The sequence below is a fragment of the Dryocola baronae genome, from assembly GCF_051297175.1.
In the GTDB taxonomy this organism is placed as follows: domain Bacteria; phylum Pseudomonadota; class Gammaproteobacteria; order Enterobacterales; family Enterobacteriaceae; genus Dryocola.
This window is the reverse complement of record NZ_JBINNY010000001.1, coordinates 995994-1019678: the sequence shown is the minus strand read 5'-3', so window position 1 is coordinate 1019678 and position 23685 is coordinate 995994. Positions and strand designations below refer to the sequence as shown.

General features: G+C 55.6%; 22 protein-coding genes. 8 read left to right on the top strand and 14 right to left on the bottom strand.

The features are described from left to right. Nucleotides 1–70: 70 nt before the first annotated feature. On the bottom strand, nucleotides 71–646 hold the full coding sequence (locus tag ACSPHG_RS04680) for a TetR/AcrR family transcriptional regulator (RefSeq protein ID WP_435952364.1): 576 nt from the start codon (nucleotides 644–646) through the stop codon (nucleotides 71–73). A 198-nt stretch (nucleotides 647–844) separates the two neighbouring features. Between ACSPHG_RS04680 and ACSPHG_RS04675 the strand changes: the two genes are divergently transcribed. Together ACSPHG_RS04675 and ACSPHG_RS04670 are read left to right on the top strand one after the other, a co-directional pair. Beyond that, nucleotides 845–1972 (top strand): MBL fold metallo-hydrolase, encoded by a 1128-nt coding sequence (locus ACSPHG_RS04675; RefSeq protein WP_435952363.1) that lies wholly within the window; start codon nucleotides 845–847, stop codon nucleotides 1970–1972. A 32-nt stretch (nucleotides 1973–2004) separates the two neighbouring features. After that, complete coding sequence (locus tag ACSPHG_RS04670) at nucleotides 2005–2346, top strand: helix-turn-helix domain-containing protein (protein ID WP_435952362.1); 342 nt, start codon at nucleotides 2005–2007, stop codon at nucleotides 2344–2346. A 90-nt stretch (nucleotides 2347–2436) separates the two neighbouring features. Here ACSPHG_RS04670 and ACSPHG_RS04665 read toward each other — a convergent pair whose 3' ends face one another. The 8 genes from ACSPHG_RS04665 to syd form a co-directional block, all read right to left on the bottom strand. Continuing rightward, nucleotides 2437–3585, bottom strand: a complete 1149-nt coding sequence (locus ACSPHG_RS04665) for a glycerate kinase (RefSeq protein ID WP_435952361.1) — start codon at nucleotides 3583–3585, stop codon at nucleotides 2437–2439. 52 nt (nucleotides 3586–3637) lie between these two features. Further along, entirely contained in the window at nucleotides 3638–4978 is a 1341-nt protein-coding gene (gene gudD / locus ACSPHG_RS04660) for a glucarate dehydratase (protein ID WP_435952360.1), read from the bottom strand. Between the two features lie 25 nt (nucleotides 4979–5003). Further along, entirely contained in the window at nucleotides 5004–6344 is a 1341-nt protein-coding gene (locus tag ACSPHG_RS04655; protein WP_435952359.1) for an enolase C-terminal domain-like protein, read from the bottom strand. 2 nt (nucleotides 6345–6346) lie between these two features. Next, nucleotides 6347–7702, bottom strand: coding sequence for an MFS transporter (locus ACSPHG_RS04650; protein ID WP_435952358.1), 1356 nt, complete (start codon nucleotides 7700–7702; stop codon nucleotides 6347–6349). Between the two features lie 285 nt (nucleotides 7703–7987). Next, on the bottom strand, nucleotides 7988–8437 hold the full coding sequence (locus tag ACSPHG_RS04645; RefSeq protein ID WP_435952357.1) for a flavodoxin: 450 nt from the start codon (nucleotides 8435–8437) through the stop codon (nucleotides 7988–7990). Between the two features lie 15 nt (nucleotides 8438–8452). Further along, entirely contained in the window at nucleotides 8453–9235 is a 783-nt protein-coding gene (truC, locus tag ACSPHG_RS04640) for a tRNA pseudouridine(65) synthase TruC (protein ID WP_435952356.1), read from the bottom strand. After that, complete coding sequence (locus ACSPHG_RS04635; protein ID WP_435952355.1) at nucleotides 9235–9564, bottom strand: YqcC family protein; 330 nt, start codon at nucleotides 9562–9564, stop codon at nucleotides 9235–9237. The genes truC and ACSPHG_RS04635 overlap by 1 nt, the downstream gene beginning before the upstream one ends. 655 nt (nucleotides 9565–10219) lie before the next feature. Next, entirely contained in the window at nucleotides 10220–10768 is a 549-nt protein-coding gene (gene syd, locus ACSPHG_RS04630) for a SecY-interacting protein (RefSeq protein ID WP_435955942.1), read from the bottom strand. A gap of 68 nt (nucleotides 10769–10836) precedes the next feature. Between syd and queF the strand changes: the two genes are divergently transcribed. From queF to ACSPHG_RS04610, 4 genes are all read left to right on the top strand, one after another. After that, a complete protein-coding gene (gene queF, locus ACSPHG_RS04625; RefSeq protein WP_435952354.1) occupies nucleotides 10837–11679 on the top strand; it encodes an NADPH-dependent 7-cyano-7-deazaguanine reductase QueF in 843 nt (280 codons plus the stop codon). Between the two features lie 114 nt (nucleotides 11680–11793). After that, on the top strand, nucleotides 11794–13158 hold the full coding sequence (ppnN, locus tag ACSPHG_RS04620; RefSeq protein ID WP_435952353.1) for a nucleotide 5'-monophosphate nucleosidase PpnN: 1365 nt from the start codon (nucleotides 11794–11796) through the stop codon (nucleotides 13156–13158). 460 nt (nucleotides 13159–13618) lie between these two features. Then, nucleotides 13619–14908 carry an HAAAP family serine/threonine permease gene (locus ACSPHG_RS04615; RefSeq protein ID WP_435952352.1) on the top strand — a complete coding sequence of 430 codons (1290 nt, stop codon included), beginning with the start codon at nucleotides 13619–13621 and terminating at the stop codon, nucleotides 14906–14908. A gap of 84 nt (nucleotides 14909–14992) precedes the next feature. Continuing rightward, nucleotides 14993–16357 carry an L-serine ammonia-lyase gene (locus ACSPHG_RS04610; protein WP_435952351.1) on the top strand — a complete coding sequence of 455 codons (1365 nt, stop codon included), beginning with the start codon at nucleotides 14993–14995 and terminating at the stop codon, nucleotides 16355–16357. Nucleotides 16358–16480: 123 nt separating this feature from the next. Here the strand turns inward: ACSPHG_RS04610 and kduI are convergent, their stop codons facing one another. Continuing rightward, nucleotides 16481–17317 carry a 5-dehydro-4-deoxy-D-glucuronate isomerase gene (gene kduI / locus ACSPHG_RS04605; RefSeq protein WP_435952350.1) on the bottom strand — a complete coding sequence of 279 codons (837 nt, stop codon included), beginning with the start codon at nucleotides 17315–17317 and terminating at the stop codon, nucleotides 16481–16483. Between the two features lie 414 nt (nucleotides 17318–17731). Here kduI and kdgT point away from each other — a divergent pair, with 414 nt between their 5' ends. After that, a complete protein-coding gene (gene kdgT, locus ACSPHG_RS04600) occupies nucleotides 17732–18718 on the top strand; it encodes a 2-keto-3-deoxygluconate transporter (protein WP_435955941.1) in 987 nt (328 codons plus the stop codon). 105 nt (nucleotides 18719–18823) lie between these two features. Here kdgT and ACSPHG_RS04595 read toward each other — a convergent pair whose 3' ends face one another. Continuing rightward, nucleotides 18824–20008 carry an aminotransferase-like domain-containing protein gene (locus ACSPHG_RS04595; RefSeq protein WP_435952349.1) on the bottom strand — a complete coding sequence of 395 codons (1185 nt, stop codon included), beginning with the start codon at nucleotides 20006–20008 and terminating at the stop codon, nucleotides 18824–18826. A 182-nt stretch (nucleotides 20009–20190) separates the two neighbouring features. Between ACSPHG_RS04595 and xni the strand changes: the two genes are divergently transcribed. Further along, nucleotides 20191–20955, top strand: coding sequence for a flap endonuclease Xni (xni, locus tag ACSPHG_RS04590; RefSeq protein WP_435955940.1), 765 nt, complete (start codon nucleotides 20191–20193; stop codon nucleotides 20953–20955). A 67-nt stretch (nucleotides 20956–21022) separates the two neighbouring features. Here xni and rlmM read toward each other — a convergent pair whose 3' ends face one another. From rlmM to gcvA, 3 genes are read right to left on the bottom strand one after another with little or no spacing between them, the layout of a single operon-like run. Next, nucleotides 21023–22126: a 23S rRNA (cytidine(2498)-2'-O)-methyltransferase RlmM gene (gene rlmM / locus ACSPHG_RS04585; RefSeq protein ID WP_435952348.1), complete on the bottom strand. Its 1104-nt coding sequence runs from the start codon at nucleotides 22124–22126 to the stop codon at nucleotides 21023–21025. Then, entirely contained in the window at nucleotides 22119–22514 is a 396-nt protein-coding gene (locus tag ACSPHG_RS04580; protein WP_435952347.1) for a DUF423 domain-containing protein, read from the bottom strand. Before ACSPHG_RS04580 ends, rlmM begins: the two co-directional genes overlap by 8 nt. 47 nt (nucleotides 22515–22561) lie before the next feature. After that, the gene (gcvA, locus tag ACSPHG_RS04575; protein WP_435952346.1) at nucleotides 22562–23479 is read right to left on the bottom strand and encodes a glycine cleavage system transcriptional regulator GcvA; all 918 of its coding nucleotides are present in this window, start codon (nucleotides 23477–23479) and stop codon (nucleotides 22562–22564) included. Nucleotides 23480–23685 lie beyond the last annotated feature (206 nt).

The window sequence follows — 23685 nt, the reverse complement described above, 5'->3', positions numbered from 1 at the left end:
GGCTGATGGGGAATTTCAGATGGAACGTCGGGTGGCGCTTGCGCTTACCCGACCTACAGTTTGACCAACATCAGGAGCTTTTAGTCATCGCCCGCCACATCACCTCAAAGCCCGCCGTTTTATAGTTTCCGGCCTCGTCTGGCTCGCGCGAGGCGAATTCCATTGTGGTTTCCGCAAGCGAGAAGAATATCGCATCGGCAAAGGCGGACTGCCCGCAGGAGAAAAACTCGCTCGTCACGCAGGCTTCCGCCAGCTCGTGTAGCTCAGGGTATAACTGCGCGGCCTGCTCAAGCGTGGCTTCGGTGATTTTGTCCGATACCGCCAGCTGGCGCATTGATTTGCTGGCCGCCGGGTAGATCAAACCCCAATCGATAAAACCGCTCCACACCGCGCGGGCACGCTCTTTAACCGACGCGCCTGGCCGATAGTTTTCCATCATCGTTTTGCCCAGGCTGGTTTTAAGGTGCAGGTAGAGCGCGTTGAGCAACTCATCTTTGGTAGCGAAATAGCGAAATAGCGTCCCCTCGGCGACCCCGGCCCTGCGGGCTATCAGCGACGTTGCCGCCCCTAACCCTCTTTCAGCGACGGCCACGTTTGCCGCTTCGAGCAGCGCTAATCTTTTATCTTCACTTTTAGGACGAGCCACATTTCCTCACAGATCTTGCGATTTTCTCCGAAATTAAACCATGTTCGCCAGCGTATGAGCAACCATACTGGCGGCCATGGGGGCTACATACTAGCGGAACCCGGCTGACAAAAATGTGATTGACGACGCGCCGTCGGTTTCTATAATGAGTGCTCACTCACTCAAAGGCAAGTTTGCTCTCTATGGATGGCGTCCCTCATGCCCCGTCGCATCTCGGTCAAAATACTTATTCTGGTGGTCATTATGTTAGCAAGCGGTATTGCTGGTTTTGCCAAAGTCTTCTCAATGACGGAATTTGGCAAATTGCCCGACGGAGAGCGTCTGGAAAGGATTCAGGCTTCGCCAAACTGGCGCGACGGCAGGTTTCAAAATGAAACGCCAACGCCTATGTACACCAACGGTCGAGGCTTCCTGTCGGTAATGTGGGAGTTTCTGTTCGTAAAGCACAGCGATACCCGGCCTGAACGCGCGCTGCCGGTGGTTAACACCGATCTTAAGGCGCTGAAAAGCGATGAGGATCTGATTATCTGGCTCGGCCACTCTTCGTGGTTTATGCAGATCGACGGACACAAAATTCTTATCGATCCGGTATTTAGCAGCTACGCCGCGCCCTTTACCTTCATGAATAAGGCATTTGCAAGCGACTACCCGTGGCAGGCCTCGGACATGCCGGAGATCGACTATCTGATTATTTCCCACGATCACTGGGATCACCTGGACTACCCGACGCTGATGGCGCTCAAGCCCAGGGTTAAGCAGATAGTCACCTCGCTGGGCGTGGGCTCGCATCTTGAAGCCTGGGGCTTTGCGCCTGAAACCATCAGCGAGCTGGACTGGCATGAAAAAGTGACCGTGGCGGACGATCTGACCATTCACGCACTGCCTGCGCGCCATTTTTCCGGGCGCGGCTTAACCGCCAACAAAACGCTGTGGGCGAGCTTTATGTTCGTCACCCCCGAGCAGAAAATTTTCTACAGCGGCGACAGCGGCTACGGCCCGCACTTCAAGAAGATCGGCGAACGGTTTGGCGCGGTCGATCTTGCGATTATGGAAAACGGCCAGTACGACCCGGCCTGGCAAAATATTCATATGCTGCCTGAAGAGTCCGCCACCGCTGCCGCCGACCTGAACGCGAAAGCCATCGTCCCCGGACACGCGGGGCGCTTCACCATGGCAAACCATACGTGGTACGACCCGTACAAACGGATTGCTGCGGCAAGCAAAAACAAACTTTACAAGCTGCTGACGCCGGAAATGGGAGAAGTGGTCAAAATAAACGACCCGGAACAGCAGTTCCCTTCATGGTGGGAAGCCAAAACCGATTAACAATCAACGCATTCATAAGAAAAGGAGGATGTATGTCCATGCCCGCACGCTTCATGGAATCCCTGATTGAATGGATTGAAGACAACATGGATAAACCGCTGAGAATCGAGGATGTCGCCAGGCATTCCGGCTATTCCAAGTGGTATTTGCAACGTATGTTCACCAGCACCACGGGAAAGAGCATGGGAACCTACATCAGGGAGAGAAAGCTGCTGCTGGCGGCAGACGATTTGGTCAATACAAATGACAGAATCGTCGATATTTCAGAGCGCTACGGGTTTGACTCCCAGCAGTCGTTCACGCGAATTTTCGGCAAGAAGTACAACGTTTCGCCTTCCGCGTACCGTAAAAGCAGCGTGCAGCAGGTGGCTTGAAAGTGTCGTAGGGCGGATAAACGAAGTGCCATCCGCCGCGTCACCATTGCCAATCTGGTGGATGGCGCTGCTGCCTATCCACCCTACGAGCTAAACTTGCTGCATCAACTGACCAATCTTCATCGTCGCGGCGATGTTTCTGGCGGCTTTGCGCAGATTGTCCCCGGCGTTTTCCAGCGCCTCGTCCAGCGTGCAGACGCTGTACAGCACGCTGAACACCGCATCAAGCCCGTAGTCGTGCACCACCGCCACGTCTTTCGTCAGGCTGCCGGCAATACCGATCGTCGGCTTGCCGTAGCGTTTGGCGACGTGAGCCACGCCGATCGGCACTTTGCCGTGAATGCTCTGGCTGTCGATGCGCCCTTCGCCGGTGATAACCAGATCCGCGTCGCGCACCAGCTCGTCGAGCTTAAGCGCTTCGGTAACGATTTCGATGCCAGGCCGCAGCTGTGCGCCGCAAAACGCATACAGCGCGGCTCCCATTCCGCCCGCCGCGCCGCCGCCCGCCATCTCCAGCACGTCGATATCCAAATCACGTTCGATAATTTTGGCGTAATGCCCAAGCCCCGCGTCCAGCCGCTCGACCATTTCAGGCGTTGCGCCTTTCTGCGGGCCAAAGACGGCGGAAGCGCCCTCTTTACCCGTTAGCGGGTTTGTCACGTCACAGGCCGCTTCGATGCGGCAGCCGCGCAGCCTTTCGTCGAGCTCGCCGATGTCGACCGAGGCCAGTTTTTCAAGCTCGCCGCCGCCATAACCTAACTGCTCGCCCTTCTCGTCCAGCAGTTTCGCCCCCAGCGCCTGCACCATGCCGATGCCGCCATCGTTGGTGGCGCTGCCGCCGAGGCCAATAATAATGTGTTTGACACCGCCCTCCAGCGCGTGGCGAATAAGCTCGCCCGTGCCCCAGGACGTGGTAATTAGAGGATTGCGTTTATCAGCCGGAACCTGCTCCAGGCCGCTGGCCGCCGCCATTTCTATAAAGGCACACTCGCCGTCGCCGGACAGACCGTAAAACGCCGCAACCGGCCTGCCGAGCGGGCCGGTGACGTCAACGTCGATAACATGGCCTTGCGTCGCCGCAACCATCGCCTCCACGGTTCCCTCTCCCCCATCGGCGACCGGCAGCTTCACATAGTGAGCCTGCGGAAAAATCTCCCGAAATCCTGCTTCTATCTGCGTCGCCACCTCGAGCGCGCTAAGGCTCTCTTTGTACGAGTCTGGAGCGATTACAATTTTCATATGCCATCCGTCGCGATTGGGGGGAACGGTGCCCGCAGGCACCGGGGGTAACCTAACGCACCATGCAGGGGCGTTTGTTATCAAAGGTCCAGTTCGGGATAAGATACTGCATTGCCATAGCGTCATCCCGTGCGCCAAGCCCGTGTTTTTGATAAAGCTCGTGCGCTTTCATCACTTCGTCCATGTCCAGCTCCACGCCCAGGCCCGGCGCTGACGGCACCTGCACCATGCCGCCTTTGATTTCAAACGGCTGCTTCGTTAACCGCTGGTTGCCTTCCTGCCATATCCAGTGGGTGTCGATAGCGGTGATTTTCCCCGGCGCGGCAGCCGCCACATGGGTAAACATCGCCAGCGAAATATCAAAGTGGTTGTTGGAGTGAGAGCCCCACGTCAGACCAAAATCATGGCACATTTGCGCGACGCGCACCGAGCCCTGCATGGTCCAGAAGTGTGGGTCGGCCAGCGGAATATCGACCGATTGCAGAGAAAGCGTGTGGCCCATCTGCCGCCAGTCGGTCGCGATCATATTCGTCGCCGTCGGCAGGCCGGTGGCGCGCCGGAACTCCGCCATCACTTCGCGGCCGGAATAGCCCTGCTCGGCGCCGCACGGATCTTCCGCATAGGCCAGCACGCCGCGCAGCTGTTTGCCGAGACCGATCGCCTCGTTGAGCGACCAGGCACCGTTAGGATCGAGGGTCACGCGCGCCTGCGGGAAGCGTTTCGCCAGCGCCGTCACCGCTTCGGCCTCTTCGCTGCCGGCCAGCACGCCGCCCTTAAGCTTGAAATCGTTAAAGCCGTATTTTTCATAGGCCGCCTCGGCCAGCCGCACCACGGTATCCGGCGTCATCGCCTCTTCGTGGCGAATACGGTACCAGTCGCATTTCTCATCCGGCTGGCTTTGATACGGCAGCGGCGTCAGCCTGCGGTTGCCGACGAAGAACAGGTAGCCAAGCATTTCCACTTCGCTGCGCTGCTGCCCGTCGCCCAACAGGCTTGCCACGTTGACGCCAAGGTGCTGGCCCAGCAGGTCAAGCATAGCCGCTTCGATACCGGTTACCACGTGGATGGTGGTACGCAGGTCAAAGGTTTGTAGGCCACGGCCGCCGGCGTCGCGGTCGGCAAACTGCTGGCGCACGGCGTTGAGAACGTTTTTATATTCGCCCAGCGTTTTGCCAACCACCAGCGCCGCGGCGTCCTCCAGCGTTTGGCGGATTTTCTCGCCGCCCGGGATTTCCCCCACGCCGGTATGCCCGGAGTTATCTTTAATAATCACGATATTGCGGGTAAAGAACGGCGCGTGCGCGCCGCTGAGGTTCATCAGCATGCTGTCGTGACCGGCGACGGGGATCACCTGCATGGCGGTAACAATCGGGGTAGAAGTAGATGTATTCATTATAAATTCCTTGTCATCGAGAGTGTTATCCACGGCCAAAGGCCGGACGTTTACGATCGAACTGCCAGCCGGGCACCAGGTATTGCATGGCCGTCGCGTCGTTGCGCGAACCGCCGGGAAGCGACTTGGAGATTTCGTGGGCTTTCTGCACCTGCTCCCAGTCCAGCTCTACGCCGAGGCCGGGGGCGTCCGGTACGGCAATCTTGCCGTCGACTATCTGTAGCGGCGATTGGGTGAGGCGCTGGTCGCCTTCCTGCCAGATCCAATGCGTGTCGATGGCGGTCGGCCTGCCCGGTGCCGCCGCGCCGACGTGGGTGAACATCGCCAGCGAAATATCAAAGTGGTTATTGGAATGGCAGCCCCACGTCAGGCCCCAGTCATCACATAGCTGCGCCACGCGAACGGCACCGCTCAGCGTCCAGAAATGCGGATCGGCAAGCGGAATATCCACCGCGTTGACCATCGCCGCGTGGTTCAATTCACGCCAGTTGGTGGCAATCATATTGGTGGCGACCGGCAGACCCGTCGCGCGGCGGAACTCCGCCATAATTTCGCGGCCTGAATAGCCCTGCTCCGCCCCGCACGGATCTTCGGCGTAGGTCAGCACGTCGCCCATGCCTTTGCAGAGTTCGATGGCCTCATCCAACAGCCAGGCTCCGTTAGGATCGACGGTGATTCGCGCGTCCGGGAAACGCTTTTTCAGCTCGCGCGCGGCGTCCAGCTCCTGTTCGCCCGGCAGCACGCCGCCTTTCAGTTTGAAATCCTTAAAACCGTAGCGGTCCTGCGCGGCCTCTGCCAGCCGCACTATCGACCCGCTGGTCAGCGCTTCCTGATGGCGCAGTTCGTACCACGCGTGGCGGGCATGTTTACCGTCCAGATAGGGCAGATCGGTTTTGGTACGGTCGCCAATGTAGAACAGATAGCCAAGCACCGTCACTTCGTCACGCTGTTTGCCGGGGCCGAGCAGCTCGCAAACCGGCACGTTCAGCGCCTTGCCGAGAAGGTCGAGCAGCGCGGCTTCAAGCGCCGCCACCGCGTTTACGCGCAGTTCAAACGTCCACGCGCCTTTGCCAAAGGTATCGAAATCGGCCGACTGGTTGCCTTTGTGAACGTTCTGCACCACGCGGTTCATGCGCGCCACTTCCTGACCCACCACCTGCGGTATGGCGTCGACCAGCGTCTGGTAAATCACCTCTCCGCCCGGCGCTTCCCCCACGCCCGTATTCCCGGCGTTATCGGTAAGCACCACGATGTTGCGCGTGAAAAAAGCGCCGTGCGCGCCGCCAATGTTCAGCAGCATGCTGTCGTGCCCGGCCACCGGGATGACCTTCATATCAGTTACAATCGGGCCTGCTTGAGTATTCATATTTAGCGTCCTGTAATGACCGGCTTCAGCTCGATACGTTTAATATCGCCGACGATGACCAGGTAGCTCAGCACCGCCACGATGGCGTGAACCCCGACGTAAATCAGCGCGCCGTTGAACGAGCCGGACACCCCGACAATGTAGCCGATAGCGATTGGCGTCACGATGCCGGAGACGTTACCGAACATGTTGAACAGGCCGCCGCTCAGGCCGCTGATCTCTTTCGGCGCTGTGTCCGCCATGACCGCCCAGCCCAGCGCGCCGATGCCTTTGCCGAAGAACGCCAGCGCCATAAATCCGATGACCACCCATTCAGTTTGCACGTAGTTACAGAACACCATGCTGACCGAGAGCATCATCCCCAGCACGATAGGCGTTTTGCGGGCGATATTCAGCGAACCGGTGCGGCGCATCAGCCAGTCGGAAATCACCCCACCCAGCACGCCGCCGACAAATCCGCACACCGCTGGCACCGAGGCCACAAAACCCGCCTTGAGAATCGACATGCCCTTTTCCTGCACCAGATAGACAGGGAACCAGGTAATAAAGAAGTAGGTTAAGGCGTTGATGCAGTACTGGCCGATGTAGATGCCGATCATCATGCGCGAGCCGAGCAGCTGTTTGATCTGCCCCCATTTCTGCGCGAAGGGTACGTGCTCTTTGGCTTTCTTCTGATCCATATTGATCAGCGCGCCGCCCTCTTCGATGTACTCCAGCTCTTTCTTGTTAACGCCCGGATGGTTGTTCGGCTCGTGGATCACCTTCAGCCAGACGAAGCTGATAATGACCCCAAGCCCGCCCATAAAGAAGAAGACGTGCGACCAGCCGACTTCATGCGTCAGCCAGCCCATGATCGGCGCAAAGATCACGGTGGCGAAATACTGCGCGGAGTTAAAAATGGAAACCGCCGTGCCGCGCTCCTGAGCCGGGAACCAGGCCGCCACGATCCTGCTGTTGCCGGGGAATGAAGGCGCTTCGGCAAGCCCCACCAGGAAGCGCAGGGTGAACAGCGCGATGATGATGCCAAAGCCGCTGAAGATATCGACGAAGCCCTGCAGCAGGGTAAACATCGACCAGATGAAGATGGACCAGAAATAGACACGCTTCGAGCCGAAGCGGTCGAGCAGCCAGCCGCCGGGGATCTGGCCTATGACATAAGCCCATGAAAATGCAGAAAAGACGTAGCCCATGCCAATGGGGTCGAGGCCGATGTCTTTGGCCATTTCAGAACCGGCTATCGATAGAGTAGCGCGGTCGCCGTAGTTAAAAGAGGTGACGATAAACAGCATCACCACTATCCAGTAGCGGGCGTTAGTCCTTTTTTCGACCGCGCTCGCCGTTTGGCTAATTGTGTTCATGTTGCACTCCTGAACTGAACAGCTTTTGTAGGGTAACTGGAGGTTTTTTTGGCTTATCCGCTATGGTTTCTGCGGTTTATTTTTTGGCCGAGGAAAAGTATATGAAGAGTGCAGGCGTGCCTCATCGTGCAAAGACACAAGTTTGGCGGTGAGGATTTGAGCAGTTTCTGGCGTCTGTCCATGACGCTGGGGGATGGTTCACGATTTTTGAAACAGAGGGGAAAAACGAGTGGAAAACAGAAGTCACGCCGGCGGACATGCGTTAGCGATATCCGCCGGGTGAGGCTAGTTCAGCAATGCCGCCCACTGCTCAACCCACGGGTTGGAGACAGATTCGGGTTCAGGATGTTCGCTGGCATCGATAGCCAGCACGCTGCCGATGCGGGTGGCGCCCTGCTCCTGCAACAGCGCGTCAAACTGCTTGCCGCCGCCGCAGAAGCGGTCGTAGCTGCTGTCGCCAAGGGCGATTAAACCGTAGCGCAGCTCGGGCTGATAGCCGACATCATTTTTTATCGCCTGGAACAGCGGAACAATGCTGTCGGGCAAATCGCCCTGTCCGGTCGTGGAGGTCACAACCAGCACATAGTCATTGCGGTAATGCTGCCAGTCGGAAAGCTCAGGGTCTTCAAACACCTTCGCCTTGTGGCCCAGCTTTTTTAAAATCGCTTCGGCTTCTTCAGCCACCAGCAGCGAGTTTCCATACATTGTGCCAACAAAAATACCCACTTCGGCCATAGGTTTCTCTCTGGATTATTGTGTCTGGACTTCATCCTGACGGTTGCCCGCGTCAAACTCAACCTTTTCAATATCGCTCAGCAGGCCACGCCAGCCAAACTGTGACATCATTTGCATCCAGGTATCGTCGAGGCGCGCCCGCAGCGTTAGCGGCTCACCGGTGATCGGATGATTGAGCTGCAGATGGCTTGCGTGCAGCATCAAACGCTGGCAGCCAAAATGCTCTGCCGCGCCGCGATTCTGGCGTAAATCGCCGTGCTTAGAATCGCCGATAATAGGATGGCGCAGGTGCGAAAGGTGGCGGCGCAGCTGGTGTTTACGGCCCGTCTGCGGCTCCAGCTCGACCAGGCTATAGCGCGCCGTTGGGTAACGGCCAACCGGCACCGGCATCTCAACCGTGGCAAGGCCGCGATAGCGCGTGACCGCAGGCTGCGGGCCTTTTTCCTGGCTTGCGTGCTTATCCGCGATTTTATCCAGCTCTTCGGTCAGCGGGTAATCGAGCACCGCCTCGTCCTCAAGCCAGCCGCGCGTCACCGCGTGGTAGCGCTTTTGAATCTGATGGTTTTCAAACTGCTGGGACAACAGACGCCCCACCTCGCTTGAAAGGCCCATCAGCAAAACGCCGGAAGTGGGCCTGTCCAGGCGGTGAACGGTGAAAACGTGCTGGCCAATCTGGTCGCGCACGGTTTGCATCACGAAAACCGTTTCGTGTCTGTCCAGCCAGCTGCGGTGTACCAGCCAGCCCGAAGGCTTATTTACCGCAACCAGCCATTCGTCCTGATAGATGATTTCCAGCATCAGTCGGCTTGGCTGGCAAAGAGAACATCCAGCTCCTGCAGAGCTGCCAGCAGCGGTTCGCGCCCGACATGAGCGGCATCCAGCGCCATTTCATAATAGGGGGCCAGGGCAAAAGCGACCGGCAGCGGAAGATTGCTGTCGATAAGCGCATGCATGCGGGGGATCAGAACCCATTGCAGCCACTCGTGCGGCTCCATCGTGTCCATAAAAAAGGGCTGCGTGCTTTCAAACGCCGTTGGCTGCGGAGCAACGCCCTGCCACAGCTGGTGATCGCGTAAAACCTGTTCGATGGCTAATAAATGCTGGCGTACCAGCGCATGGCGTTCCATGAAAACCTCATACGTCAGTCTAATGAAGCGAGCAAGCATACCACTTCTTCGCACTGGCGAAAAAAATGCATAAAAAAAGGGAGCACTGTATGAAACAGTGCTCCCGGTTCGTTTCGCAGCTAATCCCGCTACTTTTAGTGCTCCCTGCTCGTCCGTGACAACTTTGTCCTGCGGTCTCCTGACCTACAATCCGTCGTACGTGCGTCCTGCAACCAACATCCTGCTGGTGTCCTGCATCATCCTGATGCGATATCCTTTGGTCTTCCAGACCCACCGATCTTCCTGTATCGGCTCTCATTCTCCGTCCTGGAGGTGTCCCTTACTCATCCTGAGTGTTCCGTGCTTCTTCCTGAAGCCTTCCTTGTAACACCATCCTGGTGTCATCCGCTTCTTCATGAAGTGACATCATCCTGACATCGCCTTCACTACCCGACTCCCTGTCGATGAACATAGGATCTAATATTTGGCCGCTTATGACAAGGCACCCGACAGTAAAGTTCCCCATAAGTTTCAGTTGTAGGCCATTATGATTAGCACTAACTCATTGATTAGTATTATGTGATCAGGGATTAAGCGGCGTTATGGCTTACAAAAACTTAGCGATCTCTCACAGCTTGTGTAAGAGATCTCTCACACCGGCAATCGGCAAGTGCCGCTAAATAACCTTTGGCTCAAGCGTTTCCAGGAAAGCTGCGAGCGTTGGCGCAAGCGTTGTACGCTGCTTTGTGCCAAGTTTCTCCAGCAAAACTTCGCCGCTGAGATTGCACAGCGATACCACTTCCATTTCATCAACCGTGGTGGCAAGGAACAGCGTCGGTGAAAGCTTCAGGCGCTTTTGCGTCACCAGATGGCCTATCAGATTTTCCTGCACGCGCTGAAAATCGTCTTCGCTCCAGGCTTGCAGGAGCGTGAGGGCCACGCTGCCAGAGCGTGCGGGCATATCCCCGGCAAACTGGGTGGTGTAGAACTGGTGGGCGGCTGGCTGGAGCGAGATATCCATCGCGCGCTCAACGGCGCTGAGATCGGTATCAAGAGAAAAAGGCTGCGGCTGCCAGCGCACGTCGCTACCGGTGGTCGTAACGATACAGGGTGACGGGACACCGTACAGATCTTCACTTGCAGGCCAGCTGCCGGTTTGCTCACGCCACAGCGTGCAAAAACGTTCGGTGAAGGTTTCCAGCGCCTGGCGCACGTCGTTATCCATCAATTTCTCACTCACTTAAGCCTGCGGTACAATAAAGGCCGATTGTACCCGTATTCTATTGGTGAAACATGTCTTATGAAAAACACCAGGCCTTGAGCAGCCTGACGCTGGGTAAGCCAACCGCTTACCAGGACCACTACGAACCGACGCTGCTTCAGGCCGTACCGCGCAGTCTGAACCGCGACCCGCTCGGGCTGCACGCCGATAACCTGCCGTTCAGCGGTGGCGATATCTGGACGCTATACGAACTCTCCTGGCTCAACGACAATGGTCTGCCGCAGGTTGCCGTTGGCCACGTTCAACTGGATGCAAACAGCGTCAATCTGGTGGAATCCAAAAGCTTTAAGCTCTATTTGAACAGCTTCAACCAAACGCGCTTTAGCGATTGGGAAACCGTGCAGGAAACCCTTAAACGCGATCTGAGCGCCTGTGCGCAGGGCGACGTCAGCGTGGTGCTGTTCCGTTTACACGAGCTGGAAGGCCAGGAAATCGCGGCGTTTAGCGGCGAATGTATCGACGGCCAGGACATCGTTATCGACAGCTACGAATTCAACGCCGATTACCTTGAAGGTGCCGCTGGGGAAGAGGTCATCGAGGAAACGCTGGTCAGCCATTTGCTGAAATCCAACTGCCTTATCACCCATCAGCCGGACTGGGGTTCCGTACAAATCCGCTATCGCGGCCCGCGCATCGACCGTGAAAAACTGCTGCGCTATCTCGTTTCCTTCCGCCACCACAACGAGTTCCACGAACAGTGCGTTGAGCGAATTTTCAATGATATTCAGCGTTTTTGCAGCCCACAGTCGCTAAGCGTATATGCGCGCTATACGCGCCGTGGCGGTTTAGACATCAACCCGTGGCGCACCAATACCGATTTCCTCCCGGCATTTGGCCGCCTTGTTCGTCAATAAATGCGAAACATCTCGCAGGGCAAGCAGGGATTAATGTTTTCGGGTTGTTAAATTTGACGCGGCAGGGCTATTGTAATCAGTGGGAGCGGCACACTCGCTCCGTAAGGAGTTAACTTGATTACACATATTAGCCCGCTTGGCTCAATGGACATGTTGTCGCAGCTGGAAGTCGATATGCTTAAACGCACGGCCAGCAGCGACCTTTATCAACTGTTCCGCAACTGCTCGCTTGCCGTCCTTAACTCAGGCAGCCAGACCGACAGCAGTAAAGAACTTCTCTCGCGCTATGAAAACTTTGATATTAACGTGTTGCGCCGTGAACGCGGCGTCAAACTCGAACTGATTAATCCACCCGATGAAGCCTTCGTGGATGGCCGTATTATCCGCGCTCTGCAGGCGAACCTGTTCGCGGTACTGCGCGATATCCTGTTCGTAAACGGCCAGCTTTCTAACACCGGTCGTTTTCCAAACCTCGATTTAGAAGACTCCTCGCACATCACCAACATGGTGTTTTCGATTCTGCGTAACGCCCGCGCGCTGCACGTTGGCGAGGCGCCAAACCTCGTGGTCTGCTGGGGTGGGCACTCTATTAACGAAACCGAATACCTGTACGCTCGCCGTGTCGGTACCCAGCTAGGCCTGCGCGAACTGAACATTTGTACCGGCTGTGGGCCAGGCGCGATGGAAGCGCCAATGAAAGGTGCCGCCGTGGGCCAGGCGCAGCAGCGCTACCGCGAAGGCCGCTTTATTGGCCTGACAGAACCGTCGATCATCGCTGCCGAACCGCCAAACCCGCTGGTTAACGAGCTGATTATCATGCCTGATATCGAGAAGCGCCTTGAGGCGTTTGTCCGTATCGCCCACGGCATTATTATCTTCCCGGGCGGCGTCGGCACCGCAGAAGAGCTGCTCTATCTGCTGGGCATTCTAATGAATCCGCATAACCACGATCAGGTGCTGCCGCTGATACTCACCGGCCCGAAAGAAAGCGAAGACTATTTCCGCGTGCTGGACGAATTCATCGTCAGTACCGTCGGTGAAAAGGCGCGTCGTCACTATAAAATCATCATCGATGACGCACCTGAAGTGGCCAGGCTGATGAAAAAAGCGATGCCGGAGGTGAAAGAAAACCGCCGCGAAACCGGCGATGCCTACAGCTTCAACTGGTCGATTCGCATCGCGCAGGATCTGCAGATGCCGTTTGAGCCAAGCCATGAAAATATGGCGAATCTTAACCTGCATCCTAACCAGCCAGCGGAAAAACTGGCGGCTGCGCTTCGCCGCGCGTTCTCGGGCATTGTGGCGGGTAACGTCAAGGAAAGCGGCATTCGCGCTATCGAGCAATTCGGGCCGTATAAGATTCACGGCGACGTTCAGATGATGAAACGCATGGACGATTTGCTGCAGGGATTTGTCGCGCAGCACCGCATGAAGCTTCCGGGCAGCGCCTACATTCCCTGTTACGAAATCTGCACCTGATTTCCCCATGGGCGACAGTTATGTCGCCCTTTTAGTTATTCATCCCGCCTATCAAGCCAAACGATTGCTATCCAACACCTCCGTTGAACATTATGTCAATTGTGCAATTACCTGCCGAAAATGCTGTTAAAGCCACTTTATGTAGATAAAAACGAATTATTTACCCATGGTTAATTTATCGCATCTTTCGCAAATGATAGGCTTTGCGCGCTTAAATATGGCTGGTCGGATCACGAACAGAGTGAAATGCCACTGATAACCCCATTAATGGTGGATTCTTGCAATTGGGATCGCGATCACTGATAGATTGATTACATAAATGTATCTTTCCGCCCGCCAATAGTTACGGGTCAAAATTACTAGAAAAAAGCCCAGACACAGAATTTAGTTTCAACGGTCGTACGATTAGCCTCGTTATTGACTGAATTTTTGCAATATTATGTTTCTTCTGGAGAAGTTGATGGATACCACACAAACCGGCAGTATTGCCTCTGCTGAGACAAAAAGTTCCTGGCGCAAGTCCGACACCATGTGGATGCTGGGCCTGTACGGCACCGCTATCGGTGCTGGCGTGCTGTTCCTGCCGATTAACGCAGGCGTCGGCGGCCTGATCCCACTGCTGATTATGGCGGTGCTGGCCTTCCCAATGACCTACTTTGCACACCGTGGCTTAACCCGCTTTGTGCTGTCCGGTAAAAACCCGGGCGAAGACATCACTGAAGTTGTTGAAGAACACTTCGGCGTTGGTGCAGGTAAGCTGATTACCCTGCTCTACTTCTTCGCGATTTACCCAATCCTGCTGGTTTACAGTGTGGCAATCACCAATACCGTAGACAGCTTTATTACCCACCAGCTGGGCATGGTTTCGCCTCCGCGCGCCATTCTGTCCCTGATTCTGATTGTCGGCATGATGACTATCGTTCGCTTCGGCGAGCAGATGATCGTTAAGGCGATGAGCATTCTGGTGTTCCCGTTCGTTATCGCACTGATGCTGCTGGCGCTGTACCTGATTCCTAACTGGAGCGGCGCGATATTCGAAACCCTGTCCTTTAGCAGCACGCCTGCTACCGGCAGCGGCCTGTGGATGACCCTGTGGCTGGCAATCCCGGTAATGGTGTTCTCCTTTAACCACTCACCGATCATCTCTTCCTTCGCGGTCGCCAAGCGTGAAGAGTACGGCGAAGGCGCTGAGAAGAAATGCTCCCGCATCCTGGCATTCGCTCACATCATGATGGTGCTGACCGTAATGTTCTTCGTGTTCAGCTGCGTCCTGAGCCTGTCACCTGCGAACCTGGCGGAAGCGAAAGCACAGAACATCTCTATCCTGTCTTACCTGGCTAACCACTTTAACGCGCCGATTATTGCCTGGATGGCACCTATCATCGCGATTGTGGCTATTACCAAATCCTTCCTCGGCCACTATCTGGGCGCACGTGAAGGCTTTAACGGTATGGTGATTAAAACGCTGCGCGGCAAAGGCAAAAGCATCGAAATCAACAAGCTGAACCGCATCACCGCGATCTTCATGCTGGTAACCACTTGGATTGTTGCCACTCTGAACCCGAGCATCCTGGGGATGATTGAAACCCTGGGCGGCCCAATCATCGCGATGATTCTGTTCCTGATGCCGATGTACGCGATTCAGAAAGTGCCTGCGATGCGTAAATACAGCGGCCACATCAGCAACGTCTTCGTTGTGGTGATGGGTCTGATTGCTATCTCCGCTATCTCTTACTCTCTGTTCAGCTAATTTCGTACAGCGATTAGTGTTCAACCGCCTGCTTTCTGCGGGCGGTTCTCCCCCTCTTCAAGTCACTCACGCAATGGACGCATCATGATTAGCGTATTCGACATTTTCAAAATCGGTATCGGGCCATCCAGCTCTCATACCGTCGGCCCGATGAAGGCTGGCAAACAGTTCGCTGACGATTTAATCGCCAAAGGAATGTTGCACGATGCCACCCGCGTCATTGTTGATGTCTACGGTTCACTGTCCCTGACCGGTAAAGGCCACCATACCGATATCGCGATTATTATGGGCCTGGCGGGGAACCTGCCGGATACCGTGGATATCGACTCCATTCCGCACTTCATTCAGGATGTGAACACCCACGGCCGCCTGATGCTGGCAAATGGCGCGCACGAAGTGGAGTTCCCGGTAGACTGCTGCATGAATTTCCATGCCGACAACCTGTCACTGCACGAAAACGGCATGCGCATCACCGCGATGGCGGGCGATAAGGCTATTTATAGCCAGACTTATTATTCCATCGGCGGCGGTTTTATCGTCGATGAAGCGCACTTTGGGCTGGAAGACACGCAAAAAGTGACGGTGCCCTACCCGTACAAAAGCGCCGCCGATCTGCGTAAACACTGCGATGTTACCGGCCTGTCCCTTTCCGGCCTGATGATGCAGAACGAGCGTGCAATGCACACCCAGGCGGAAATCGACGAGCATTTCGCCAGCGTCTGGGCCGTCATGCGCAGCGGCATCGAGCGCGGCATTACCACCGAAGGCGTGCTGCCGGGCAAAATGCGCGTACCGCGCCGCGCCGCAGCCTTGCGCAGAATGCTGGTCAGCAGCGATAAAAATAACTCCGACCCGATGGCGGTTGTCGACTGGATCAACATGTTTGCTCTGGCGGTCAACGAAGAGAACGCCGCCGGTGGCCGCGTGGTTACCGCGCCGACAAACGGTGCCTGCGGTATCGTCCCTGCGGTGCTAGCGTATTACGACAAGTTCATCCGCGAAGTAAACGCAAACTCCTGCGCGCGTTACTTCCTGGCGGCGGGCGCGATTGGCTCGCTGTACAAAATGAACGCGTCGATTTCTGGCGCTGAAGTCGGCTGTCAGGGTGAAGTAGGCGTGGCCTGTTCCATGGCGGCGGCCGGTCTTGCGGAGCTATTGGGCGGCAGCCCGGCGCAGGTTTGCATCGCTGCAGAAATCGGCATGGAGCACAACCTTGGGCTGACCTGCGACCCGGTTGCCGGACAGGTTCAGGTACCGTGCATCGAGCGTAACGCCATTGCCGCCGTCAAAGCGGTAAACGCCGCGCGCATGGCGCTAAGGCGCACCAGCGAGCCGCGCGTCTGCCTCGATAAGGTTATCGAAACGATGTATGAAACCGGCAAAGACATGAACGCCAAATACCGCGAAACTTCACGCGGCGGGCTGGCGATGAAGGTTTCCTGCGATTAAAAACACAAGGCCCTCGTGGAGGGCCTTTTTATTGGCGGATGGCGCTACGCTTATCCGCCCTACTACTCATCTTTTATAGGTCGGACAAGCGTATCGCCACCCGACTCAACCGCCACAGACGGATTAACGCAAATCCCCGACCTTCACGTGGTCCATATCGTCGAACACCTGATTCTCGCCTACCATTCCCCAAATAAAGGTATAGGCACGAGTGCCAACGCCCGAGTGAATTGACCAGCTCGGCGAAATCACCGCCTGCTCGTTCTGCACCACGATATGACGCGTTTCCTGCGGCTGCCCCATCATATGGAACACGCAGCTATTCTCTTCCAGGCCAAAGTAGAAATAGACCTCCATGCGGCGTTCGTGCGTGTGGCACGGCATGGTATTCCACAGATTGCCCGGCGCAAGCTCGGTTAACCCCATGCTCAGCTGGCAGGTTTCCAGCACGTCAGGCACGAAGTATTTATTGATGGTGCGACGGTTGCTGGTGACATCTTCGCCCAAGGTAACCGGCGAGACATCGGCTGGCGTCACGCGTTTGGTTGGATAAGCGGTATGCGCCGGGGCACAGTTGTAATAAAAACGAGCGGGCTTTGCGCCGTCTACGCTCGCAAAGACCACTTCTTTAGCCCCTTTACCGACGTACAGCGCGTCACGATGGCCAATTTCATAGCAGGTACCATCGACCGTAATGGTTCCCGGCCCGCCGATGTTAATCACGCCCAGCTCACGGCGCTCAAGGAAGTAGCTCACGCCGAGCTGCTTGCCCACTTCCCCGCCTACGCTTACGCAACGCGTCACCGGCATCACGCCGCCCACGATAATCCGGTCAATATGGCTGTAGGTCATGGTGTACCGATCGGCGGTGAAAATCGTCTCGACCAGAAACTCTTTGCGCAGACCCGCAGTATCGAGCGTTTTTGCGTGATCGCTATGAATGCTTTGGCGAATGTCCATCTTATCTCCTCACTGGCATACCCGAACGGTAATGGCAAACATCACCGTTATCATTAATAAAAAACTGCAATTTAAATATATTTAATTACACATCATTTACATTTAATCGCCTTGCCAAATACTTTATCAGCGCGACCCCGCGAATAATGTGATCTAAATTGAAATATTGTTTCAATTTGATTGAATCATAATTCCGATCAATGGATAGTACCAGACATAAAGTTACTTTCGGAGCGCAACTACCCGGAAACCTTCATTCATAGCGGTACACAGGCCAGTCCTACAGAGTAATGTTTATTACCTGTAATAAATAAATTTTATAACCCAATAAAAGTTAAGCACTTTTTATTGCGAACCCTTGCGGCCTTTTTTTGCCAGGGGCAGGCGCTCAATAAAGAGTAACGAGGATTAATGATGAAGATTAAAGCGACGATTGAACGCATCCCTGGAGGGATGATGCTGGTGCCCCTGCTGCTTGGCGCAATACTTAATACCTTTGCGCCAGAGACCGGAGCCTACTTCGGTTCATTTACTAAAGGAATGATTACCGGCACCGTCCCTATTCTTGCCGTTTGGTTTTTTTGTATCGGGGCTTCAATTGATTTACGCGCCACCGGCACGGTACTGCGTAAATCCGGCACGCTGGTGATCACGAAAATTGCCGTTGCCTGGGTTGTTGCAATGATTGCAGCATCGTTTATCCCCGATGAAGGTATTCAGACCGGGATGTTCGCAGGCCTGTCCGTTCTGGCGCTGGTTTCCGCGATGGACATGACCAACGGCGGCCTGTACGCCAGCCTGATGAATCAGTACGGCACCAAAGAAGAGTCAGGCGCATTCGTCCTGATGTCGCTTGAATCAGGCCCGCTGATGACCATGGTGATTCTGGGCTCCGCCGGGCTTGCTTCGTTTGAACCACACCACTTTATCGGCGCGGTACTGCCGTTCCTGATTGGCTTCACGCTGGGCAACCTGGACCACGACTTCCGCGCCTTCTTCAGCAAAGCCACACCAACGCTCATCCCGTTCTTTGGCTTTGCGCTCGGTAATACCATCAACCTGAACGTGATTATGGATACCGGACTGCTGGGCATCATGCTGGGCGTCGCCGTTATCGTCATTACCGGCATTCCTTTGATTCTGGCGGATAAATTCATCGGTGGCGGTAACGGTACGGCAGGCATTGCGGCTTCATCTGCCGCAGGTGCGGCGGTGGCAAACCCGGTCATAATCGCGCAAATCAACCCGGCATTCGAACCGGTTGCCGCATCCGCAACGGCGTTGGTCGCGGCAAGCGTCATCGTCACGGCGATTCTGGTGCCGATTATTACCGCGATCTACTCGCGCCGCGTGGCCGGAAAGGTGAAAGAGAAAGAGCTGGTGCAGGAGAACGTGGCGTAAAAATATGTCGGATAGCGCTACGCTTACCCGACATAGACAAGAATTGCAGGGTGGATAAGCGAAATCGCCATCCACCCACTACCGCAAATACCGCCGGATCCCCGTTTAAAGCGCCGACTTCAGGCGCTTAACCGCCTCAAAAAGCTGCTCTTCCGAAGCCGTGGCATACGAGAAACGCAGCGTTCCCTTATCCGCATTGTCGCTAAAGAAGAACTCGCCCGGTACGTAAACCACGCCTTTTGCCAGCGTTTGCTGTAGCCACTGGGTCGTATCAAACTCGTAGCGGAACTTCGCCCACAGGAACATACCGCCCTGCGGCTGGTTAAAGCTGATGTGCTCGCCAAGCTCTTCCTGCAAATGATGTGAAAGGCTGAGGCATTTTTGCTTATACGCCTCGCGGATCTGCGCAATCTGCGGGTTCAACCGACCCAGCGTAAGATAGGCCGCAACCAGAGACTGCGAGAAAGAGTTAGCGTGCAGGTCGGTGGCCTGTTTGATAATCGCTACTTTCTGCTTCATCCACTCCGGCAGGATAATCCAGCCCACGCGCAGGCCCGGTGCCAGAATTTTGGAGAAGGTGGAGGTATAAACCACGTTCGCATGGTTGCCCATATCAGCCGCCACCTGGAAGAGGGTTTTCTCGCGGTTTTCGGTAAAGCTAATCGCGCCGTACGGGTCGTCCTCGACGATCACAAAATCATGCGCGATCGCCAGCTTCACCAGCTTCTCGCGGCGTTCTGCGCTAAGCGTGGTGCCGCTCGGGTTGCCAAACGTCGGTACCAGATAAACGGCTTTGATACGCGTGGTTTTGAGCAGCTCTTCCAGCTCGTCAACGATCATGCCGTGCTCGTCGCCGCCTACTGACTTCACGGTGGCCTCGGTGAGGCTAAGGATTTGCAGCGTCGCAAGGTAGGTCGGGCGCTCAACGACGAACACATCGCCCGGATCGGCCAGCGCGCGGATCAGTAAATCCAGAGCCTGCTGGGAACCGGAAGTGATAAGCAGCTGGTCAGGACTGGTGGTGATGCCCCGCTCCTGGCATAGCCCCACCAGCTGCTGGCGAAGCTCCACGTTCCCTTCCGTCAGGCCGTACTGGAACGCGTCATTAAAATTCTGCTCCACTACGATTTGCGTGGCCTGGGCCAGCCCTTCTTTATCAAACAGTTCGCTCGAAGGAATGCCGCCCGCAAGAGAAATGACGCCCGGCATTTTACTGTGCTTTAAGAGTTCACGAATGGCTGACGGCTGGAGATTCTGGATACGTTGTGCGAGGTGTGTGCTATTGATCATGGATTTTTCTCTGTTTTTTTCTTCGTTAAAATATACATAGCAATCAAATTAATAAGCAATGCCTTTTCTACGCGACTCATTGTGAAAATTGCGAGGCGCTTTCCTGAAAAGAGAACGCGCGTTCGCCGCCCGGCGGGGGAAGTGGTAAAGTGGAGGAAGTCATTATGGAAAGTGCAAAACTTATGAGCATTCATCTACTTATCGTCGACGCCCTCAATCTGATTCGCCGCATTCACGCGGTACAGGGCTCGCCCTGCGCCGATACCTGCCTGCATGCCCTGGAGCTGTTGATTACCCACAGCCAGCCGACGCATGCCGTTGCGGTGTTTGACGATGAAGACCGCCGCGAAGGCTGGCGGCACCAGGTTTTGCCAGATTACAAAGCCGGACGCGCGCCGATGCCGGAAAACCTGCAGCTTGAAATGGCCTCCATCCGCGAGGCATTCACCCGCCGCGGCGTGGCATGCTGGCACTCGCAGGGAAACGAAGCGGACGATCTCGCCGCCACGCTTGCCGCCAAACTCGCGGCGGGCGGTCATCGCGCGACCATCGTGTCCACGGATAAAGGCTTTTGTCAGCTTCTTGCCCCAACCATCGAAATCCGAGACTACTTCCAGAAACGCTGGCTGGACGCGCCGTTCATCGCCCAGGAATACGGCGTTCAGCCGCAGCAGCTGCCAGATTTCTGGGGGCTTGCGGGCATCAGCAGCAGCAAAATTCCAGGCGTGGCGGGCATCGGGCCCAAAAGCGCGACCCAGCTGATAAACCAGTTTTCAACGCTTGAGGAGCTGTATCAGCGGCTGGACGAAGTGCCTGAGAAGTGGCGCAAAAAGCTGGAGCAGCATAAAGAAAGCGCGTTCACCTGTCGCCAGGTCGCGCGTCTGCAAACGGATTTAAAGCTGGACGGGAATTTGCAGCAGCTGAGGTTGCCCAGCGGCCGCTCGTAGGCGGGGTATGACGATGGTTGTTTGTTGGTCGGGTAAGCATTGCGCCACCCGACATTAAACCTGGAACCTAGCGCTCGTCGCGGCGGCCGCCGACGGCTGCCCACATGCGGCGCACGTGTACCGTCACTTCTTCACGGTCATGGTAGAGCTGGCGCGCCTGAATCTGCGCGCTGATACCGTTTTCTTCCAGCTTTTCTCGGATCATGGCGATGTTCTGGGAAACCTCCTCATAGCGCTTTTTCATCGGCAGCTTGAGGTTAAAAATGGTTTCCCGGCACCAGCCGTTGACTAGCCAGGTTGCCATCAGGCTTGCGACCTTCGCAGGCTTCTCCACCATATCGCACACCATCCACGAAATGTTACTGCGGGTTGGCTTGTATTTAAAACCGTCTTCACGCAGCCACGTCACCTGGCCGGTATCCATCAGGCTTTGCGCCATCGGGCCGTTGTCCACGGAGGAAACCCACATGTTGCGTTTCACTAGCTGATAGGTCCAGCCGCCAGGGCAGGCACCTAAATCCACGGCGTACATACCGTTTGCCAGGCGCTCGTCCCATTCGTCTGCGGGAATAAAGACGTGGAAAGCCTCTTCCAGCTTGAGCGTTGAACGGCTTGGCGCGTCGGATGGGAACTTCAGACGCGGAATGCCCATATAGAACGGTGAATTATTATTGGAGTAGGAATAGCCGGTATAGCAGCAGCCTGGGGCAATAAAGAAGACGTGCACCACCGGGCGCTTCGCCGTTTCGTAGTTGGTCAGCACGCCCGCTTCGCGCAGGCTGGAACGCAGCGGCACGGTTAGCTTACGACAGAACTTCATCAGCTCTTTGCTTTCGTTGGTATCCGCAACCTCAACGCGCAGATCGCCGCCCTTCTCGACAACTCCCTGCAGCATGCCGGTAATAGGCGTAATGCGATCCTCCGGCGGAAGATCCTTTAACAGCTCGCCCGCAACGATCATCTGACGGGCAAAGATCAGATCGCTAAACGGCAGCTCCCGCGCCAGCCTGTCGGCGTCTTCCGGCTGATAGCATTCGAAGATGACATAGCCGCTGCTTTCTTTCACGCGGGCAAAACCGAAGACGTTCCGCTGGCCCGCTTTATCGGTAATTTCTGCCGCGCACTCTTTTTCAAAGCCCTGGCGGCAGTACAAAATAACTTTATTATTCATGGCTTACGCCCCTACGTTTCAGGCGCATTGCACCAATCAACATCAAAATCCAGCCGGCGAGGAAACAGACCCCGCCGACGGGTGTAACGAACGCCCACAGGCGTAAATGCGAGAGCGCCAGACAATAAAGGCTGCCGCTAAATAAGACGGTACCGAGCGCCATAAAAACGCTGCTCCAGTAAAACCAAATGCTAATGCGGCGCTGCATCGCCACCGCAAGGCCAAAAATAGCCAGCGTGTGAAACGCCTGATACTCAAGGCCCGTCTGAATCCAGCCCATCTCCACAACGCCAAGAGATTTGCTCAATACGTGCGCACCAAAGGCGCCGAGGGCAACGAAAATAAAGCCACTGATAGCGGTAAAAATCAGCATGAAACGGCTGGTCATGGTGTAACCCTAAAGGTAAGGCGCGGCACAACCGCGCGAAGATTTACTTATTGGTCGTAACGAAAGCGGAACTTTTCTTGCTCACTGGCGGCTTTCGCCAGGATCCACTGCCGGAATGCCGCTATTTTACCGAGTTCTGCCTGACTGTCATGACAAACCAGATAAAAGGCATTTTTGCTCACCAGAACATCATTAAACGGGCAGACCAGGCGGCCCGCTTCGATTTCCGACTGCGCCATAACGTTATTCGCCAGCGCAACCCCCTGCCCGTGAATCGCGGCCTGCAGCACCATGGCGCTGTGGCTGAAAATCGGCCCCTGCTGCACATTAATATGGCTCACGCCCAGCTGGCGGGTGTAGGTTTGCCAGTCGCGGCGCGAGGCGTCGTGTAATAGGGTGTGGTTTGCGAGGTCTTCCGGGGTTTTGATCGGCTTATCACCCGTCAGCAACATCGGGGAGCACACCGGCAGCAGGTATTCAGCGTACAATTTTTCAACGCGCAGGCCCGGCCAGTTGCCGCGCCCGTAGAAAATAGCCACGTCTACATCATCGGAAAGTTTATCTTCCTGACGGTCGACGGCCTGAATACGCACGTCGATTCCCGGATAAGCTGAGTTAAAGCTTGTCAGCCGCGGCACCAGCCAGTGAATGGCAAAACTCGGTAATAAACTTACCGTCAACGCGCCTTTCGCGCTACGGGCCTGGAGTTTGCGCGTCGCCTCGGTGAGCTGGGAAAAAATCTCTTTGATATCGAGATAATAGCTCTGACCTTCTTCGGTTAGCAGCAGGGAACGGTTGCGGCGACGGAACAGTTTTAGCCCTAAAAAGTCCTCAAGGGACTTAATCTGGTGGCTAACGGCCGCCTGTGTGACGAAAAGCTCTTCGGCCGCTTTGGTAAAACTCAGGTGACGTGCGGCGGCATCAAAAACGCGTAATGCATTCAGAGGTGGCAAGCGCTTGGACATAGTTGACAGGCTTAATTGTTAATGGCTGTTAACAAACAGGTAATTTACATTAACCTATTAGTTTTTTTTATCTGAGCCATTATAAATTGTCCGTTGAGGATGCACCAGCAAATACCTATAGTGGCGGCACTTCCTGAGCCGGAACGAAAAGTTATCTGGAATGCGTGTTCTGGAGGGCTTTTGGCTTACGGTTGTGATGTTGTGTT

Excerpts from the sequence above, each read along its gene's own strand:
- ACSPHG_RS04675 (WP_435952363.1), top strand. The coding sequence starts at position 845 with ATGCCCCGTCGCATCTCGGTCAAAATACTTATTCTGGTGGTCATTATG.
- ACSPHG_RS04670 (WP_435952362.1), top strand. The coding sequence starts at position 2,005 with ATGTCCATGCCCGCACGCTTCATGGAATCCCTGATTGAATGGATTGAA.
- ACSPHG_RS04665 (WP_435952361.1), bottom strand. The coding sequence starts at position 3,585 with ATGAAAATTGTAATCGCTCCAGACTCGTACAAAGAGAGCCTTAGCGCG.
- gudD (WP_435952360.1), bottom strand. The coding sequence starts at position 4,978 with ATGAATACATCTACTTCTACCCCGATTGTTACCGCCATGCAGGTGATC.
- ACSPHG_RS04655 (WP_435952359.1), bottom strand. The coding sequence starts at position 6,344 with ATGAATACTCAAGCAGGCCCGATTGTAACTGATATGAAGGTCATCCCG.
- ACSPHG_RS04650 (WP_435952358.1), bottom strand. The coding sequence starts at position 7,702 with ATGAACACAATTAGCCAAACGGCGAGCGCGGTCGAAAAAAGGACTAAC.
- ACSPHG_RS04645 (WP_435952357.1), bottom strand. The coding sequence starts at position 8,437 with ATGGCCGAAGTGGGTATTTTTGTTGGCACAATGTATGGAAACTCGCTG.
- truC (WP_435952356.1), bottom strand. The coding sequence starts at position 9,235 with ATGCTGGAAATCATCTATCAGGACGAATGGCTGGTTGCGGTAAATAAG.
- ACSPHG_RS04635 (WP_435952355.1), bottom strand. The coding sequence starts at position 9,564 with ATGGAACGCCATGCGCTGGTACGCCAGCATTTATTAGCCATCGAACAG.
- syd (WP_435955942.1), bottom strand. The coding sequence starts at position 10,768 with ATGGATAACGACGTGCGCCAGGCGCTGGAAACCTTCACCGAACGTTTT.
- queF (WP_435952354.1), top strand. The coding sequence starts at position 10,837 with ATGTCTTATGAAAAACACCAGGCCTTGAGCAGCCTGACGCTGGGTAAG.
- ACSPHG_RS04615 (WP_435952352.1), top strand. The coding sequence starts at position 13,619 with ATGGATACCACACAAACCGGCAGTATTGCCTCTGCTGAGACAAAAAGT.
- ACSPHG_RS04610 (WP_435952351.1), top strand. The coding sequence starts at position 14,993 with ATGATTAGCGTATTCGACATTTTCAAAATCGGTATCGGGCCATCCAGC.
- kduI (WP_435952350.1), bottom strand. The coding sequence starts at position 17,317 with ATGGACATTCGCCAAAGCATTCATAGCGATCACGCAAAAACGCTCGAT.
- kdgT (WP_435955941.1), top strand. The coding sequence starts at position 17,732 with ATGAAGATTAAAGCGACGATTGAACGCATCCCTGGAGGGATGATGCTG.
- ACSPHG_RS04595 (WP_435952349.1), bottom strand. The coding sequence starts at position 20,008 with ATGATCAATAGCACACACCTCGCACAACGTATCCAGAATCTCCAGCCG.
- xni (WP_435955940.1), top strand. The coding sequence starts at position 20,191 with ATGAGCATTCATCTACTTATCGTCGACGCCCTCAATCTGATTCGCCGC.
- rlmM (WP_435952348.1), bottom strand. The coding sequence starts at position 22,126 with ATGAATAATAAAGTTATTTTGTACTGCCGCCAGGGCTTTGAAAAAGAG.
- ACSPHG_RS04580 (WP_435952347.1), bottom strand. The coding sequence starts at position 22,514 with ATGACCAGCCGTTTCATGCTGATTTTTACCGCTATCAGTGGCTTTATT.
- gcvA (WP_435952346.1), bottom strand. The coding sequence starts at position 23,479 with ATGTCCAAGCGCTTGCCACCTCTGAATGCATTACGCGTTTTTGATGCC.